The 15,144-nt window shown below is 64.2% G+C and carries 18 protein-coding genes; 13 read left to right on the top strand and 5 right to left on the bottom strand.

Translation table 11 applies throughout. The annotated features are described in order from the left end of the window. Positions 1-79: 79 nt before the first annotated feature. Together ABID59_RS17765 and ABID59_RS17760 are read left to right on the top strand one after the other, a co-directional pair. Complete coding sequence (locus tag ABID59_RS17765) at positions 80-1,450, top strand: glutamate--cysteine ligase (protein ID WP_148754416.1); 1,371 nt, start codon at positions 80-82, stop codon at positions 1,448-1,450. 166 nt (positions 1,451-1,616) lie between these two features. Beyond that, the gene (locus tag ABID59_RS17760) at positions 1,617-2,195 is read left to right on the top strand and encodes a PAN domain-containing protein (RefSeq protein WP_354084197.1); all 579 of its coding nucleotides are present in this window, start codon (positions 1,617-1,619) and stop codon (positions 2,193-2,195) included. A 106-nt stretch (positions 2,196-2,301) separates the two neighbouring features. On the opposite strand, the gene ABID59_RS17755 is transcribed toward ABID59_RS17760, so the two are convergent. The 3 genes from ABID59_RS17755 to tldD are packed head-to-tail and all read right to left on the bottom strand — an operon-like array spanning position 2,302 to position 4,864. Then, positions 2,302-2,640, bottom strand: a complete 339-nt coding sequence (locus tag ABID59_RS17755; RefSeq protein ID WP_354031570.1) for an MmcQ/YjbR family DNA-binding protein — start codon at positions 2,638-2,640, stop codon at positions 2,302-2,304. A gap of 23 nt (positions 2,641-2,663) precedes the next feature. Continuing rightward, positions 2,664-3,440: a signal peptidase I gene (gene lepB / locus ABID59_RS17750; RefSeq protein WP_148754412.1), complete on the bottom strand. Its 777-nt coding sequence runs from the start codon at positions 3,438-3,440 to the stop codon at positions 2,664-2,666. Then, positions 3,437-4,864, bottom strand: coding sequence for a metalloprotease TldD (gene tldD / locus ABID59_RS17745; RefSeq protein WP_148754411.1), 1,428 nt, complete (start codon positions 4,862-4,864; stop codon positions 3,437-3,439). The genes lepB and tldD overlap by 4 nt, the downstream gene beginning before the upstream one ends. 262 nt (positions 4,865-5,126) lie before the next feature. On the opposite strand from tldD, the gene ABID59_RS17740 reads away from it, so the two are divergent. Both ABID59_RS17740 and ABID59_RS17735 read left to right on the top strand, forming a co-directional pair. Further along, the gene (locus ABID59_RS17740; RefSeq protein ID WP_148754410.1) at positions 5,127-5,351 is read left to right on the top strand and encodes a DUF433 domain-containing protein; all 225 of its coding nucleotides are present in this window, start codon (positions 5,127-5,129) and stop codon (positions 5,349-5,351) included. Then, complete coding sequence (locus ABID59_RS17735) at positions 5,348-5,677, top strand: DUF5615 family PIN-like protein (protein ID WP_354084196.1); 330 nt, start codon at positions 5,348-5,350, stop codon at positions 5,675-5,677. The genes ABID59_RS17740 and ABID59_RS17735 overlap by 4 nt, the downstream gene beginning before the upstream one ends. A 16-nt stretch (positions 5,678-5,693) precedes the next feature. Here ABID59_RS17735 and ABID59_RS17730 read toward each other — a convergent pair whose 3' ends face one another. Next, on the bottom strand, positions 5,694-6,227 hold the full coding sequence (locus ABID59_RS17730) for an invasion associated locus B family protein (protein ID WP_502916805.1): 534 nt from the start codon (positions 6,225-6,227) through the stop codon (positions 5,694-5,696). Between the two features lie 448 nt (positions 6,228-6,675). On the opposite strand from ABID59_RS17730, the gene coxB reads away from it, so the two are divergent. From coxB to ABID59_RS17685, 9 genes are all read left to right on the top strand, one after another. After that, positions 6,676-7,530 (top strand): cytochrome c oxidase subunit II, encoded by an 855-nt coding sequence (gene coxB / locus ABID59_RS17725; RefSeq protein ID WP_148754408.1) that lies wholly within the window; start codon positions 6,676-6,678, stop codon positions 7,528-7,530. Positions 7,531-7,616: 86 nt separating this feature from the next. Beyond that, the gene (gene ctaD / locus ABID59_RS17720; protein ID WP_148754407.1) at positions 7,617-9,233 is read left to right on the top strand and encodes a cytochrome c oxidase subunit I; all 1,617 of its coding nucleotides are present in this window, start codon (positions 7,617-7,619) and stop codon (positions 9,231-9,233) included. 60 nt (positions 9,234-9,293) lie between these two features. Further along, positions 9,294-10,238, top strand: a complete 945-nt coding sequence (locus tag ABID59_RS17715; protein ID WP_148754406.1) for a heme o synthase — start codon at positions 9,294-9,296, stop codon at positions 10,236-10,238. Between the two features lie 7 nt (positions 10,239-10,245). Next, complete coding sequence (locus ABID59_RS17710) at positions 10,246-10,410, top strand: cytochrome c oxidase system small membrane protein (protein ID WP_148754405.1); 165 nt, start codon at positions 10,246-10,248, stop codon at positions 10,408-10,410. A 5-nt stretch (positions 10,411-10,415) separates the two neighbouring features. Next, on the top strand, positions 10,416-11,063 hold the full coding sequence (locus ABID59_RS17705) for a cytochrome c oxidase assembly protein (protein ID WP_148754404.1): 648 nt from the start codon (positions 10,416-10,418) through the stop codon (positions 11,061-11,063). Positions 11,064-11,127: 64 nt separating this feature from the next. Continuing rightward, positions 11,128-12,024, top strand: a complete 897-nt coding sequence (locus ABID59_RS17700; RefSeq protein ID WP_148754403.1) for a cytochrome c oxidase subunit 3 — start codon at positions 11,128-11,130, stop codon at positions 12,022-12,024. A gap of 97 nt (positions 12,025-12,121) precedes the next feature. Continuing rightward, positions 12,122-12,523: a DUF983 domain-containing protein gene (locus tag ABID59_RS17695; RefSeq protein WP_354031572.1), complete on the top strand. Its 402-nt coding sequence runs from the start codon at positions 12,122-12,124 to the stop codon at positions 12,521-12,523. Continuing rightward, complete coding sequence (locus ABID59_RS17690; protein WP_354031573.1) at positions 12,520-13,284, top strand: SURF1 family protein; 765 nt, start codon at positions 12,520-12,522, stop codon at positions 13,282-13,284. The genes ABID59_RS17695 and ABID59_RS17690 overlap by 4 nt, the downstream gene beginning before the upstream one ends. A 108-nt stretch (positions 13,285-13,392) precedes the next feature. Continuing rightward, positions 13,393-13,758, top strand: a complete 366-nt coding sequence (locus ABID59_RS17685) for a nuclear transport factor 2 family protein (protein ID WP_148754400.1) — start codon at positions 13,393-13,395, stop codon at positions 13,756-13,758. Here the strand turns inward: ABID59_RS17685 and ABID59_RS17680 are convergent. Continuing rightward, on the bottom strand, positions 13,755-15,092 hold the full coding sequence (locus ABID59_RS17680) for a histidine kinase (protein ID WP_148754399.1): 1,338 nt from the start codon (positions 15,090-15,092) through the stop codon (positions 13,755-13,757). The two genes, ABID59_RS17685 and ABID59_RS17680, sit on opposite strands and share 4 nt — an antisense overlap. Positions 15,093-15,144: the final 52 nt, after the last annotated feature.

Here is a 15,144-nt window from a genome sequence, read left to right as displayed (position 1 = left end):
CGCGCCCGGTGGGTTCGTGGACCATCCCGTCACCCGCGCGCATTCGATCGAAGCGCTTCTGATTAGAGTTTGATTTGATATGGCGCGAGACCAGATCGATATGACGCCGCTGCAATCGCGCGACGAGCTCGTTGCGTGGTTCGAGGCCGGTTGCAAGGACCCGTCCGAATTCCGTATGGGCACCGAGCACGAGAAGACGCCGTTCACGCTCGAGGGCCACCGTCCGGTGCCTTATGAGGGCGCGCGCGGCATCGGCGCACTGCTCGAAGGCATGAAGCTCCTGCTCGGCTGGGAGCCGATCATGGAGAAGGGCAACATCATCGGCCTCTACGACGTCACCGGCGGCGGCGCGATCTCGCTCGAGCCCGGCGGACAGTTCGAGCTCTCCGGCGCGCCGGTCGAGAACGTGCACCAGACCCAGAGCGAGCTGATGGCGCATCTGGCGCAGGTGCGCGAGATCGCGACCCCGCTCGGCATCGGCTTTCTTGGTCTCGGCATGACGCCGTCCTGGTCGCGCACCGACATCCCGGTGATGCCCAAGGGCCGCTACAAGATCATGACCAATTACATGCCGAAGGTCGGTCAATACGGCCTCGACATGATGTACCGGACCTGCACGGTGCAGACCAATCTCGACTTCTCGTCCGAAGCCGACATGGTCAAGAAGCTACGCGTCTCGCTGGCGCTGCAGCCGGTCGCGACCGCTCTGTTCGCCAATTCGCCCTTCACGGAGGGCAAGCCGAACGGCTTCCTGTCCTTCCGCTCCGAGATCTGGCGCGACACCGACAATGCGCGCGCCGGCATGATGCCGTGGGCGTTCGAGGACGGCATGGGTTTCGAGCGCTATGTCGATTATGCGCTCGACGTGCCCATGTATTTCGTCAAGCGCGGCGAGGATTACATCGACGTGTCGGGCTCCTCGTTCCGCGCCTTCTTCGACGGCCGCAACAACAATCTGCCCGGCGAGCGTCCCACCCTGTCGGACTGGGCCAACCATCTCTCGACGATCTTCCCGGAAGTGCGGCTCAAGCGCTATCTCGAGATGCGCGGCTCCGATGGCGGCCCGTGGGGCCGTCTGCCGGCGCTGTCTGCGTTCTGGGCCGGGCTGCTCTATGACGACGTGTCGCTCGACGCCGCTTGGGACCTCGTGAAGCACTGGACCGCGCCTGAGCGCCAGGCTCTGCGCGACGACGTGCCGCGCTTCGGCTTCAAGGCGCGGATCAAGGACCGCTATCTGTTCGAGATCGCCAAGGAGTGCCTCGTTCTGGCACATGCGGGCCTGCGTCGCCGTGGCCGCATCGACGCGATCGGTCGCGACGAGACCCGGCATCTGGAGCCGCTCGACCGCATCATCGATTCCGGCCGAACCCCGGCCGAGGAGATGCTCGAGAAGTTTAACGGCGCCTGGAACGGCTCGGTGGAACCGGCCTACTCGGAATACGCGTTCTAGCGCGCGTTCGAGCATGATCTTCGCGGAAAACCCGCGTCACACTTTTCCGGATCATGCTTTAGGCCAACGACCAGGATTTAGGCCGTTCATCGCCCATACAGGTTTGCGGCGATCAAATGACCGGCCGAAAAACCTGAGTGCCGTCAATAACTCGAAAGCTGTTTCGATGGGGAAGGGCCGCCTGCCTGGGGCCGTCATGGCCAAGGCCTTGGCCAGCGTCGTGGCTTGCGTCGCGCTGCTGTCGCTCGCCTTTGCGAGCGGGCCTGCGCACGCTCAGACGGCGTTCGACCGGCCCGGCGGCGACTATTTCAACGCGCCGGTGACGTCAGGCGATCCCGAGGATTGCGCGCTGCTCTGCGAGCGCGATCGCAAATGTCGATCGTGGAGCTTCAGCTATCCCGACATCGACGGCGCCGCGGCGGTGTGCTGGCTCAAGAGTACCGTGCCGCCGCGACAGCCCGCCAATTGCTGTATCTCCGGCGTGCGCGGCGCCGGCGTGATCGAGCCGCGCGTCGAGGGCGTGGAGACCTCGATCGACCGCCCCGGCGGGGACTTGCGCAATTTCGACCTCAAGGAAGGCGAAGGCGAAGACGTCTGCAAGGCCGCCTGCACCGCCGACAACAAATGCCGCGCCTTCACCTATGCCCGTCCCGGCTATACGGGCCGCGAAGCGCGCTGCTTCCTGAAAAAGGACATCAAGCCCCCGCGGCGGAAGGCGGGGTTCACGTCGGGTGTGGTGCGGTAGCCCAGGTGCCGTAGGGTGGGCAAAGGCGTGAAGTGCCGTGCCCACCATCTCTCTGCAATCGCCGCTACTTGTGGTGGGCACGCTATGCTTTACCACCTAGGGAATCTCACGCTGCATCATGCTTCGTTCGCACTGCCTTCGATGCCAGCGCGCGCCAACGCCGGCGCAGAAGCGGCTCCACGGTCGCGCGCCTGGCTTTGGACAGGCGGATCAGCACGATCGGATAGTCTCGGTAGTGATCGGTGAAATAGAAAATCTTCGGCTGGCTCTCGACCAGCATCGCACGCTCGTCGACCGGGACATCCGGCATCACCAGGCTGTCGCCATCCTCTTTCAGACGCGCCAGCATCTTCTTGCGCACTTTCAGCGCCGGCGTGCCGTAAGAGGTGCCGTCCTCGACCTCCGGCCACGTCAGCGCGAATTTTCTGACGTCGTCGAAGGTCATTGGATCAACGCCTGGGGGTCAGCTCAGCGCACGGCGGTGAAGAACCGCGCGAGGCGGAAGCCGGAGAGCCAGGTCCACACCGGCTGGCCGCGCATGCCGAGATCCCAGGAGCCGAGCACGGCATCGGCACGGCCGACGAGATTGTCGACCGGCAGCAGGCCGACGCCGCCGGAGCGCAGCGGCACGCGGCTGTCGGCCGAGTTGTCTCTGTTATCGCCGAGCACGAACAGATGTCCGGCCGGCACCGTCACTTCCTGCGTGTTGTCGAGCGGACCGTTGTCGCGCATCTTGAAGATCAGGTGCTTGACGCCGTTCGGCAGCGTCTCGACATAGCGGTAGGCAGGCTCGCTGCCGCCATTGTCGTCCTCGGCGGCACCGACGCCATCCGGCTTGAGCTCGGCGGGACGGTCGTTGATGAAGAGCTGCCCCTGTCGCATCTGGATGCGGTCACCGGGCAAACCCACGACGCGCTTGACCCAGGCCTGCGAGCGGTCGCCGGGCCAGCGGAACACCACGACGTCGCCTTGCTTCGGCGTCTCCGCGAAGACGCGGCCGGTTTCCGGCAGGTTGATCTGGATCGGCAGCGACGAGGTGCCGTAGCCATAGGGGAATTTCGAAGCCAGCAGGGCGTCGCCGATCAGCAGCGTCGGCTCCATCGAGCCCGACGGCACGTAGAACGGCTCGGCCAGCGCGCCCTTGGCGATGAAGACGGCCGCGACGATGCCGGCGAGCTGCATGAGCTGGCCGGCCCAGCCGCTGCTCTTCCGCTTGGCGGGGACAGTTACCTTCTCAACGCTCATGCGCCCGTTCCACCCACTGTAATGCGCTCCATCAATAGTGACGGCTGGCCGACGCCGACCGGCACGCCCTGGCCGTTCTTGCCGCAGGTGCCGATGCCGGTATCGAGCGCGAGATCGTTGCCGATCATGCGGATGCGATGCAGGTCGGTCGGCCCGTTGCCGATCAGCATAGCGCCCTTCAGCGGCGCGCCGATCTTGCCGTTCTCGATCTTGTAGGCCTCGGTGCACTGGAAGACGTATTTGCCCGAGGTGATGTCAACCTGTCCGCCGCCGAAATTCGCGGCAAACACGCCGTTCTTCACCGACGCGAGAATCTCGGCGGGATCGCGGTCGCCCGCGAGCATATAGGTGTTGGTCATGCGCGGCATCGGCACATGGGCATAGCCCTGGCGGCGGCCGTTGCCGGTCGGCTTCATGTTCATCAACCGCGCGTTCTGGCGGTCCTGCATGTAGCCGACCAGGATGCCGTCCTCGATCAGCACGGTGCGATTGGTCGGCGTGCCCTCGTCGTCGATCGACAGCGAGCCGCGGCGCGAGGCAATGGTGCCGTCGTCGACCACGGTGACGCCCTTGGCTGCGACCTGCTGGCCCATCAGGCCCGCAAACGCAGACGTCTTCTTGCGGTTGAAGTCGCCCTCGAGGCCGTGACCGACCGCTTCATGCAGCATCACGCCGGGCCAGCCGGCGCCGAGCACGACGTCCATCTCGCCGGCAGGAGCGGGAATTGATTCCAGGTTGACCAGCGCTTCGCGTAGCGCACCGTCAGCGGCGTCGCGCCAGTTCTTGCTCTCGATGAATTCGGCATAGCCGGCGCGGCCGCCATAACCCTTGCTGCCGCTCTCCTGGCGGTCGCCCTGGCCGGCGACGACGGAGACGTTGACGCGCACCAGCGGTCTGATGTCGCGATAGCTCTCGCCGTCGGGACGCAGGATCTCGACGACCTGCCAGGTCGCACCCAGGCTGACGCTGACCTGCCGCACCCGCGCATCCTTGTCGCGCAGATAGGCGTCGATTTCGGCGAGCAGCTTTACTTTCGTCTCGAAGCCCGGCGCGTCCAGCGGATTGTCGTCGGAATACAGCCGCACATTGGTATGCGCCGGCGGGGCGGCAAAGCTGCCGGAATAGCCGCCGCGGACGGCGGCCACCGCGTCGGCGGCACGAATCAGCGCCGGCAGCGATACGTCGGAGGAATGCGCATAGCCGACCGCATCGTCCTTGACCGCGCGCAGGCCAAATCCTTGCGAGGTGTCATAGGTCGCCTGCTTCAGCCGCCCATTGTCGAACATCAGCGCTTCGGTCTGGCTGTATTCCAGGAACAATTCGCCATCGTCGGCACCGGCAAGGCCGCGCGCGACCTCATGGCGAACCTGGTCGCGGTCGAGATTGGCGCGGTCGAGCAGGGAGGTTGTGGCGGGATTTGTCATGCGTCCGTCCGTTATCGGGGGGATGTGAGGCAAGATAATGGTTTTGGACTGGTTCCGCGAGGGGCGGACCGTCACATTACGGAAACGACATGATGTGAGCCGGGACCGAGAAGCTAATCAAGTAATTCCAGGACTGGGCTGCTCTGCCGAGGGCGCTGAAGCAATCTCACCATTTGATCGTCCTTTGCCGCGGGGATACGAGATCGTGCCTGGCAGTTGGGATCGTGCTGCAACGAGCGCGGAACGGTGCTATGCTGTCAGCATGAACTATCAGGACGTCATCTCCATCGAGCCAGGCAAGCGCGGGGGCCGTCCCTGTATTCGCCACATGCGGATTGCCGTGGCAGATGTGCTCGGTTGGCTAGCTGCCGGCCAGAGCCATGCACAAATTCTCGACGATTTCCCGGAATTGACCGAGGATGACATCCGCGCGTGCCTCTCCTACGCCGCCGATCGCGAGAGGCGGTTGATCACCGCGCCGATATGAAGCTGCTGTTCGATCAGAACCTCAGTTTCAAGCTCTGTCAAACGATTGTCGATCTCTTTCCGGAGTCCAGTCACGTCCGGCCCCTGGGGTTGTCTGAAGTTGCCGATCGCGTGCTTTGGGACTTTGCCAAGGCCAAGGGCTTCGCCATAGTGACCCAGGACGTTGATTTTGCCGAAATGGCGGGCCTGTTCGGTGCCCCGCCCAAGGTGATCTGGCTACGTGCCGGCAATCAAACGACGGTCGAGATTGCCAATTTGCTCCGTCGACATGCGGAGACAATCCTTTCCTTCGAAAGCGACGACGCGGCTTGCCTCGAGATCTACTGAGCCATCCGCAGCGGCCCTACGGCAGCTTGTCATAACCCTCGCCGAGCCCGTTCAGGCTGAGCGGGAAGCCGATGCCTTCCTCGGGCGTCTCGAAGATGATGAAGGTCGCCGTCTTGGCGTTGCGGAGCTGGCCGAGCAGCTTGTCGTCCATGACGACCTCGGCGACGCAGCCATTGGGCAGGCAGCGGACGAAGCCGGCGCGGCCGACGTCCTGATTGTCGAGCTTCAGCCCGAGGCCCGAGGGCAGCAGCACGCCGAGGGGGGCAACCACCCGCATCAGGCGGCTCTTCTGGTCGGCGGTCTTGAGCACGATCACGGTGAGGCCGGCGTTGGAGCGGTCTTCCGCCACCACGCTCTGGATCAAGGCGCATTGCTCGGCCTGGGCGCCGGGCGGGGTGTCGCAGCGGATCTGCCAGTCGCCATGGACGGAGCGCACCGCGCCCTGCGCATGGGCGAGGGTGGGCAGGGCTAGGAAAAGGGCGACAGCCAGGAGGCTGATCAGCGCCAAAAGGCGGTTAACCGGCCTTGCCATGCATCTCGAAAGCCCCATCGGGGTCGGTCCCTCTGCTCGCTTGGGTCGCTCGCGCTGGTGGACTGATACGGCAATGACGGCGTCTTGAAGGCAATTCCCAAGCAAATCCCGCGCCGCCCTGGCCCGCCATCGCCGGCACGAATCAGGTTCCTGCGCAACTGTCCGCCAGTGCCTACCGCGGGCAATTCAGCTGTCAAGCCGCGGCATCCCGGGAAATGGTATTTTTGTCTGATGTTGCTGGGAAATATCTTGCGGGTGATGGCAGACGGAGAGGCCTCAAGACTGCATTGCGATAGATCAAGAATTATGGTTTGAGAGGCTTGATTTCGGCGTTTGAGCGATCTGGCCCCAATTCCTCTTAGAGGTATTCTTGAGCGGCGGTTTGTCGGACGGGCGGGTCGAATAAGCATTTCCCGGAAATAGGGCAATGCACCTGGGGTGATTTCGTAAGGGGAGCGCGAGCGGCATGAGGATGTCGAAGAGTCGGGTGGGCCGGCATTTGCTGGGATTGGCCACCATCGCCTTGGTGGCGGCTGGCATCACGCTGGCGACGGGCGGCGCGGCATTCGCCGAGCTCGGGCAGCCGGCGCCGTGGGAATGGCACCTCCAGGCCTCCGGGTCTCCGGTGATGGACAATATCGTCTGGTTTCACGACTTCTTGTCCGTGCTGATCATCGCGATCACGCTGTTCGTGCTGGCGCTGCTCGTGATCGTGGTGGTGAAGTTCAATTCGAAGGCCAATCCGGTGCCGTCGCGGACCACCCACAACACGCTGATCGAGGTGGCGTGGACCCTGGTCCCGGTGCTCATTCTGGTCGGCATCGCCGTGCCGTCGTTCCGCCTGCTGTTCCTTGAGCTCGATGTGCCGAAGGCGGACCTGACCATCAAGGCCACCGGCAAGCAGTGGTACTGGTCCTACGCCTATCCGGACAACGGCAAGTTCGAATTCGATTCGCTGATGGCCCAGGACAAGCAGCCCCGGCTGCTCGGCGTCGACAACGAGATGGTGGTGCCGGTCAACAAGGTGATCCGCGTCCAGGTCACCGGCGCCGACGTTATCCACGCCTTTGCGATGCCGGCTTTCGGCGTCAAGATCGACGCCATCCCGGGCCGGTTGAACGAGACCTGGTTCAAGGCCACCAAGACCGGCATGTTCTACGGCCAGTGCTCGGAATTGTGCGGCAAGGACCATGCCTTCATGCCGATCGCCATTCGCGTGGTGAACGACCAGGAGTTCGCCTCCTGGGTTGAATCGGCGAAGAAAAAATATGCGAGCGGCGGCACCAGCACTTTCGCCTCCGCAGCCGGCCCGACGCAGTAAGCGCCGGGCGACGGCTTGAGGACTGAAGGCGACATAAAGGGCGGGACCTCCCAAGGTCCGAATGGGACGCAAGGCAGGATTTGAAAATGGCAACCAGCGCAGCGGCACACGGCGATCACGCGCATGACCACGAGCACGCCCATCCCACCGGATGGCGGCGCTACGTCTATTCGACCAACCACAAGGACATCGGCACGATGTACCTGATCTTCGCGGTCATCGCCGGCGTCATCGGTGCCGCGATGTCGATCGCGATCCGTGCCGAGTTGATGTTTCCGGGCGTGCAGATATTCCACGAGACGCACACCTATAACGTGTTCGTGACCTCGCACGGCCTGATCATGATCTTCTTCATGGTCATGCCCGCGATGATCGGCGGTTTCGGCAACTGGTTCGTGCCGCTGATGATCGGTGCGCCTGATATGGCGTTCCCGCGCATGAACAACATCTCGTTCTGGCTGCTGCCGGCCTCCTTCGGTCTGCTGCTGATGTCGACCTTCGTCGAGGGCGAGCCCGGCGCGAACGGCGTCGGCGCCGGCTGGACCATGTATGTGCCGCTGTCGAGCACCGGTCACCCGGGCCCGGCCGTCGACTTCGCGATCCTGTCGCTGCATCTGGCGGGTGCCTCGTCGATCCTCGGCGCCATCAACTTCATCACCACGATCTTCAACATGCGCGCGCCGGGCATGACCCTGCACAAGATGCCGCTGTTCGTGTGGTCGATCCTGGTGACGGTGTTCCTGCTGCTGTTGTCGCTGCCGGTTCTCGCCGGTGCGATCACCATGCTGCTCACCGACCGCAATTTCGGCACGACGTTCTTCGCGCCCGACGGCGGCGGCGACCCCGTGCTGTTCCAGCATCTGTTCTGGTTCTTCGGTCACCCCGAAGTGTACATCCTGATCCTGCCCGGCTTCGGCATGATCAGCCAGATCGTCTCGACCTTCTCGCGCAAGCCGGTGTTCGGCTATCTCGGCATGGCCTACGCCATGGTCGCGATCGGCGGCATCGGCTTCGTGGTGTGGGCGCACCACATGTACACGGTCGGCATGTCCAGTGCGACGCAGGCCTATTTCGTCGCCGCCACGATGGTGATCGCGGTTCCGACCGGCGTGAAGATATTCTCCTGGATCGCCACGATGTGGGGCGGCTCGATCGATTTCCGCGCCCCGATGATCTGGGCGGTGGGCTTCATCTTCCTGTTCACGGTCGGCGGCGTCACCGGCGTCGTGCTGGCGAATGCCGGTGTCGATCGCGTGCTCCAGGAGACCTACTACGTCGTCGCGCACTTCCACTACGTGCTGTCGCTCGGCGCGGTGTTCGCGATCTTCGCCGGCTGGTACTACTGGTTCCCGAAGATGTCGGGCTACATGTACAACGAGACGCTGGCCAAGGCGCACTTCTGGTTCACCTTCGTCGGCGTCAACCTGGTGTTCTTCCCGCAGCACTTCCTCGGCCTGTCGGGCATGCCGCGCCGCTACGTCGATTATCCGGATGCGTTCGCGGGCTGGAACCTGATCTCGTCGATCGGCTCCTACATCTCCGGATTCGGCGTGCTGATCTTCCTCTATTGCGTGTTCGACGCCTTCATGAAGAAGGTCCCGGCGGGCGACAATCCCTGGGGTGCGGGCGCCACCACGCTGGAGTGGACGCTGCCCTCGCCGCCGCCCTTCCATCAGTTCGAAGTGCTGCCCCGCGTGCAGTAAGCCAGCTCCCGCGGCGCCCGAGACGGGCGCCGCGGCTCTATCACGAAGCGAGTGAAATTAGTGTCCGTCCTCGACCAGAACGCCATCGACATCAATCCCCGCATCTCCGAGGCGGAGGTTGGCGATTACCTCGCGCTGCTGAAGCCGCGGGTGATGTCGCTCGTGATCTTCACCGCGCTGGTCGGGATGGCGATGGCGCCGGGACACTTCCACTGGGTGCTCGCGATCACCTCGCTGCTCTGCATCGCGGTCGGCGCCGGCGCTTCCGGCGCGCTCAACATGGCGCTCGAGGGCGACATCGACGCCAAGATGTCGCGCACCGCGAACCGCCCGATCCCGCGCGGCCGCATCACCCGGCCCGAGGCGATGGCGTTCGGCATGACGCTCGCCTTCTTCTCGGTGATGACGCTCGGCATCCTCGTCAACTGGATCGCGGGCGCGCTGCTTGCCTTCACCATCTTCTTCTACGTCGTGATCTACACGATGGGCCTGAAGCGCCGGACCGCGCAGAACATCGTGATCGGCGGCGCCGCCGGTGCGCTGCCGCCGGTGGTGGCCTGGGCCGCGGTAACAGGCACGGTCGACGTCGAGCCGCTGCTGCTGTTCGCCATCATCTTCTTCTGGACGCCGCCGCACTTCTGGGCGCTGGCGCTGTTCCGCTCCGACGATTACGCGCGCGCCGGCATTCCAATGCTGCCCAATGTCGCCGGCCCCGATGCGACCCGTCTCCAGATCCTGCTCTACACCATCGTGCTGATCGCAGTGGCTGCCGCGCCCTGGGCGCTCGGCTATTTCGACGCCATCTACGGCGTGACCTCGCTGGTGCTCGGCGCCGGCATGCTGGTGCTCGCCATCAACGTCTATCTCCGTCGTGAGCGCAGCCAATCGTTGCGCGCGACGCGAAAGCTGTTTGCCTTCTCGATCCTGTATCTGTTCGCGCTGTTCGCGACCTTGCTGGCCGAGGTCGTGTACCGGGCGCTTGCTCCGATGGTTGGGGGCGCATGAGGCAGGAATGGCTGACAAACCAGAGCCAGATGGAATCGTCCTCACCGAGGCGCAGAAGAAGAGCCGTCGTCAGCGCTCGATCGCGATCGCGCTCGCGCTCGGTGTGCTCGTCATCCTGTTTTTCGCCGTCACCATGGTCAAGGGACCGGCGGTTCTAGTGCGGCCAATGTGAGAGAGATGGATCGAGAGCCGGCCATATCGCAGGACGTGACCCCAAAGGCGGTGCGCCGTGGTTTGGGGCGCGACGCCCTGGTCGCCTCGATCTGCGGCGGCGTGGTCGCGCTGATGGTCGGCGCGTCCTATGCGGCGGTGCCGTTCTACAACTGGTTCTGCCGCGCCACCGGCTTCAACGGCACGACCCAGGTCGCGACCTCGGCGCCTGCCACCGGCCCGATCGCACGCAAGATCGTGGTGCGTTTCGATTCCAACGTCGCGCCGGGCCTGCCCTGGAAGTTCGAGCCGGAGCAGACCGAGGTCGAGGTCAATATCGGCCAGGTCACCACGATCTATTACACCGTGACCAACCAGGCCGCGCGGACCACCGCAGGGCAAGCCGCCTACAACGTCGCGCCGCTCACGGTCGGATCCTATTTCCAGAAGATCAACTGCTTCTGCTTCACCGAGCAGACCATGGCGCCCGGCGAGAAGCGCGAGATGCCCGTGGTGTTCTACGTCGATCCGTCGATCGTCGACGACCACGACAATGACGGGCTCGGCACCATCACGCTGTCCTACACGTTCTATCCGGTGAAGGATCCGGTGGTGAAGCCGCTCGCATCCGGCGATGACAACAAACGCAAGGGAAATCTCCAGCCGCCGGGTTGACGCTCAGGGGTTGGACTAAGGGGATAGGTGCCGGACAGGCACGGGATTGAGGAGACAGACCGCAATGGCTACCGCGCAAGGCAAGCATCACGACTACCACCTGGTCGATCCTTCTCCGTGGCCGGCGGTCGGCTCCGTCTCGGCCTTCATCATGGCGGTCGGCGCGATCACCTGGATGCACCACATGGTCTCGGCCGCGCCGATCATCTTCGGTGTCGGCACCGTCGGCGTGCTCTACACCATGGCGAGCTGGTGGGGCGATGTGATCAAGGAAGCCCAGTACAAGGGCGACCATACCAGGGTCGTGCAGATCAGCCATCGCTACGGCATGATCCTGTTCATCGCCTCCGAGGTGATGTTCTTTGTTGCCTGGTTCTGGGCTTATTTCAACGCAGCGCTGTTTCCCGCCGATGCCGTCCACGCCACCCGTGACGCCGTGTTCGGCTGCGGCCTCGGCACTGCGGCCGGCGCCTGCTCGGTGCCGGGCACCTGGCCGCCGCACGGCATCGAGACCTTCGATCCCTGGCATCTGCCGCTGCTGAACACGCTGATCCTGCTCACCTCCGGCACCACGGTCACCTGGGCGCATCATGCGCTGCTCGAGAACGATCGCCAGGGCCTGAAGTATGGCCTGATCCTCACCGTCCTCCTGGGCGCGACCTTCACCTGCGTGCAGGCCTATGAGTACAGCCACGCGGCGTTCTCGTTCGGCGGCAACGTCTACGGCGCGACCTTCTTCATGGCGACCGGCTTCCACGGTTTCCATGTGCTGGTCGGCACCATCTTCCTGCTGGTCTGCCTGTTCCGCGCCTATGCCGGTCACTTCTCGCCGACGCAGCATCTCGGCTTCGAGTTCGCTGCCTGGTACTGGCACTTCGTCGACGTGGTGTGGCTGTTCCTGTTCCTGTGCATCTATGTCTGGGGACACGGCGCCGAGACCATGGCCCACGGCGCGCACTGAGCCGTAGCCAATCGATCTGGAGAGGGCGGCCGGCAGGGCCGCCCTTTTGTTTTCCGGCGGCCGAGGCCCAACTGAAACTGTGATAGACTTCCGCGTCATGAACGAACCTGCCGGAACTCCCGAGCCCCAGCCCGCCGTCCTGCAAAGCGCCCTGCGCGGGCTCGCGTGCAAATGCCCGCGTTGCGGTGTGGGCAAGCTCTATGCGGGCTTCCTCACGCTCGCGCCATCCTGTAACCGCTGTGGCCTCGACTACGCCTTCATCGACGCCGGCGACGGTCCGGCGATCTTCATCATCATGCTGGCCGGCGCGATCGTGGTCGGCTGCGCGCTCGTCGTCGAGGTCAAGTACCAGCCGCCGTACTGGCTGCATGCAGTGCTGTGGCTGCCGCTGATCCTCGCAACCACGCTTCTGCCACTGCGCTCCATGAAATCGCTGCTGATCGCGCTGCAATTCCACCACAAGGCAGCACCTGGCCGGCTAGTCGACCGCGCGAAATGAGCGAGCCTGCGCGCACGCCCCGCGTGGCCGGCTTCACGCTGTTCACGCTGCTGCTGACCGCGGCCTTCGTCGCGCTCGGTGTCTGGCAATTGCAGCGCCGCACCGCCAAGCACGAGCTGATCGCCGCACTCACCGAGCGTCTCGCGGCGGCGCCGATCGCGCTGCCGCCGCCGGCGCAATGGGCGGCGCTGACGCCCGCGCGCGACGAATTTCGCCGCGTCAGCTTCACGGCGACTTATGCCGCCGCGCCGGATGCGATGGTCTATTCGTCGGGCTCCGCCGTGCGCAAGGATGCCTCCGGCCCCGGCACCTGGGCCTTCCTGCCGGCGCGGCTGCCGGGCGGCGAGATCGTCGTGATCGATGCGGGCTTCGTCGAGAACACGATGCAGGAGCGCAGCGTCGAGGATCGCGCCGTGAAGAAGCTCGTGACCGGTGCGCCGGTCGCGCTCACCGGCTATCTGCGCTTCCCGGAAGAGCCAGGCTGGCTCACGCCGGCCGCAAACCGGGACAAGCGGCTATGGTTCGTGCGCGATCATCCGGCGATCGCAAGCGCGCTCGGCTGGGGCACGACCGCGCCGTTCTACGTCGATCTCGAACAGCCGGCGCCCGAGAACAACATTCCACGTCCCGGGCCGCTGGACGTGAATTTGAAAGACGACCATCTGCAATACGCCATCACCTGGTTCGCGCTTGCAGGCGCCGTGCTGATTGCATTCGGCGTCTGGGTGAGGGGACGACGGCAGAGCGGCGCAAACCCGTAGGTTCCCGGTGGGAACCCGGAATCGTCCGGGCTTTATTATTCAGCGCATATTCACGAGGGTGATCTTAAGCCGTTTCTGATTTTTTCCGCGGCAAACAGGATTGCTGGCGTGCGCGATTTCGATCAGATGGGACTTGTTGTCGATTGGGTGGATGCCTGCCGCAGGGGCGACCTCGCGACGCTGCTCGACCTCTATGCCGACGATGGCGAGGTGGAATGCGCGTGCAACGGCACGCATCTCTATCGCGGCCGGCGCGAGCTCGAAACCTATTGGGGACCAAAACTCAGTGCCTTCTCCTCGGCGGGCTTCGGCCTGGAGGAGATCCATCCCGCGCACAACGGCATCGATCTGGAATATTCCGTCGCGGGCGCGCTGCATATCCGCGCTACGTTCCGCTTCAGCGCGGAAGGCAAGATCCATAGCATGCTGTGCAAGCCGGCGCCGCAGGGCTCGCACGATTGCGGCGCGTGCTAGCCTGAGACCGGGTCGCGGATTTCGCCGAGCGGAAGGCGGCAGCGCACATAGGTTCGATCGTCCGCGCGCAGCAGTGACAGCGATCCGCTGAGCGCGCGCACGCGTTCATGCATGCCGGTCAGGCCGCGGCCGAAGACATTGTCGGCGGGAAAGCCGCTACCATCGTCGGAGACCTCGACCGCGAGCATATCGCCGGCAATCGCCGTCTCCACATGGGCGTTGCGTGCTCCGGCGTGGCGCAGCACGTTGGTCAAGGTCTCCTGGATCACGCGGTAGACGGTTTGGGCCAGCGGCCCGTCGATCCCGTTGAGATCAGGATCGATCGTTGCGGTGAGGCCGATATGCGGCGCCTGCCTGCGAAAATTCCGGAGTAGTGTCTGCACGCTGGCCTCGAGCCCCAATTCCTCGATGTAGAGCGGCCGCAGCCGGTCGAGGATGCGGCGGTTGGTTTGCTGCAGTGCCTCGACCGATCGCATCACCTCCTGCACGGAGTTGCCGGGATTTCCTGTCTGCAGCGAGGCCTCGCTCAGCGCGATCGTGCCGGCACGGATGCTGAACAGCAGCGGGCCGAGCTCGTCATGCAGCTCGCGAGCGAGATCGCGCCGCTCGTTGTCCTGGAGCGACACCAAGCGGTGCAACAGGTCGCGATTGTCCTGGCTTAATTGCGCGAGCGTTGCAGCGAGCGCATTGGCTTCCTCGCAGCTCTGCCGGATTTCCGGCGGGCCTGAGACCGGAATCGGCGTAGCATAATCGCCGCTCCGGATACGGGTCAGACCTGCGCCGAGATTTTGCAGGGGCCGTAGCGCGGATCCTGCAAAAAGATGGGCGATCGTTCCGGTCAGCACCATCAGCACTGCGACGAGGCTCGTCAGTGCCAGAAAGCCGATCCATTTCTCAAAGAGGTCGGCCGACAGGTCGGGCATGAACACAATATCGCCGATGTGCCTGCCGTCGATGATGACGGGGGACGCCGCGTCTATGTCGGGGATGGCAATCAGGTCCACAAACCATTGCGGAACACCATGCACATCCTGCAGGCCGTTCCGCACGGGAGGCGAGGCACCCGCTTCCACCGGTCGGAATTGGATATCAGAGGCGGTGCCCAAAGAACTGACAAATGCGTCGAGCATCTTCCGCGGATTGTCTGACACGCTCAGGGTGCTGTTGAGCGCGACAGCGACGGCCTGGGTCGAGCGTCGACCAGGCTCATTCTCGTCCGCCAATTGGCCGGCCGCGAAGGTCTGGAGCAGCACGCCGCCCATCGCCAGCGCGGCAACAAAGCTCATGCCGAGAGGCAGAAACAGCTGGGTCCTGAACGAAAGTCGGTGCCACATTAGGTCAATTCTAACGCGCATTGGCGGGATTTTCTCTTTCCATTTGTTCCCG

The organism is Bradyrhizobium sp. S3.3.6 (genome assembly GCF_040546905.1).
GTDB classification, from domain to species: Bacteria; Pseudomonadota; Alphaproteobacteria; order Rhizobiales; family Xanthobacteraceae; genus Bradyrhizobium; species Bradyrhizobium cytisi.
Note: the sequence above shows the minus strand (reverse complement) of the source record. Positions and strands in the feature narration are given on the sequence as shown.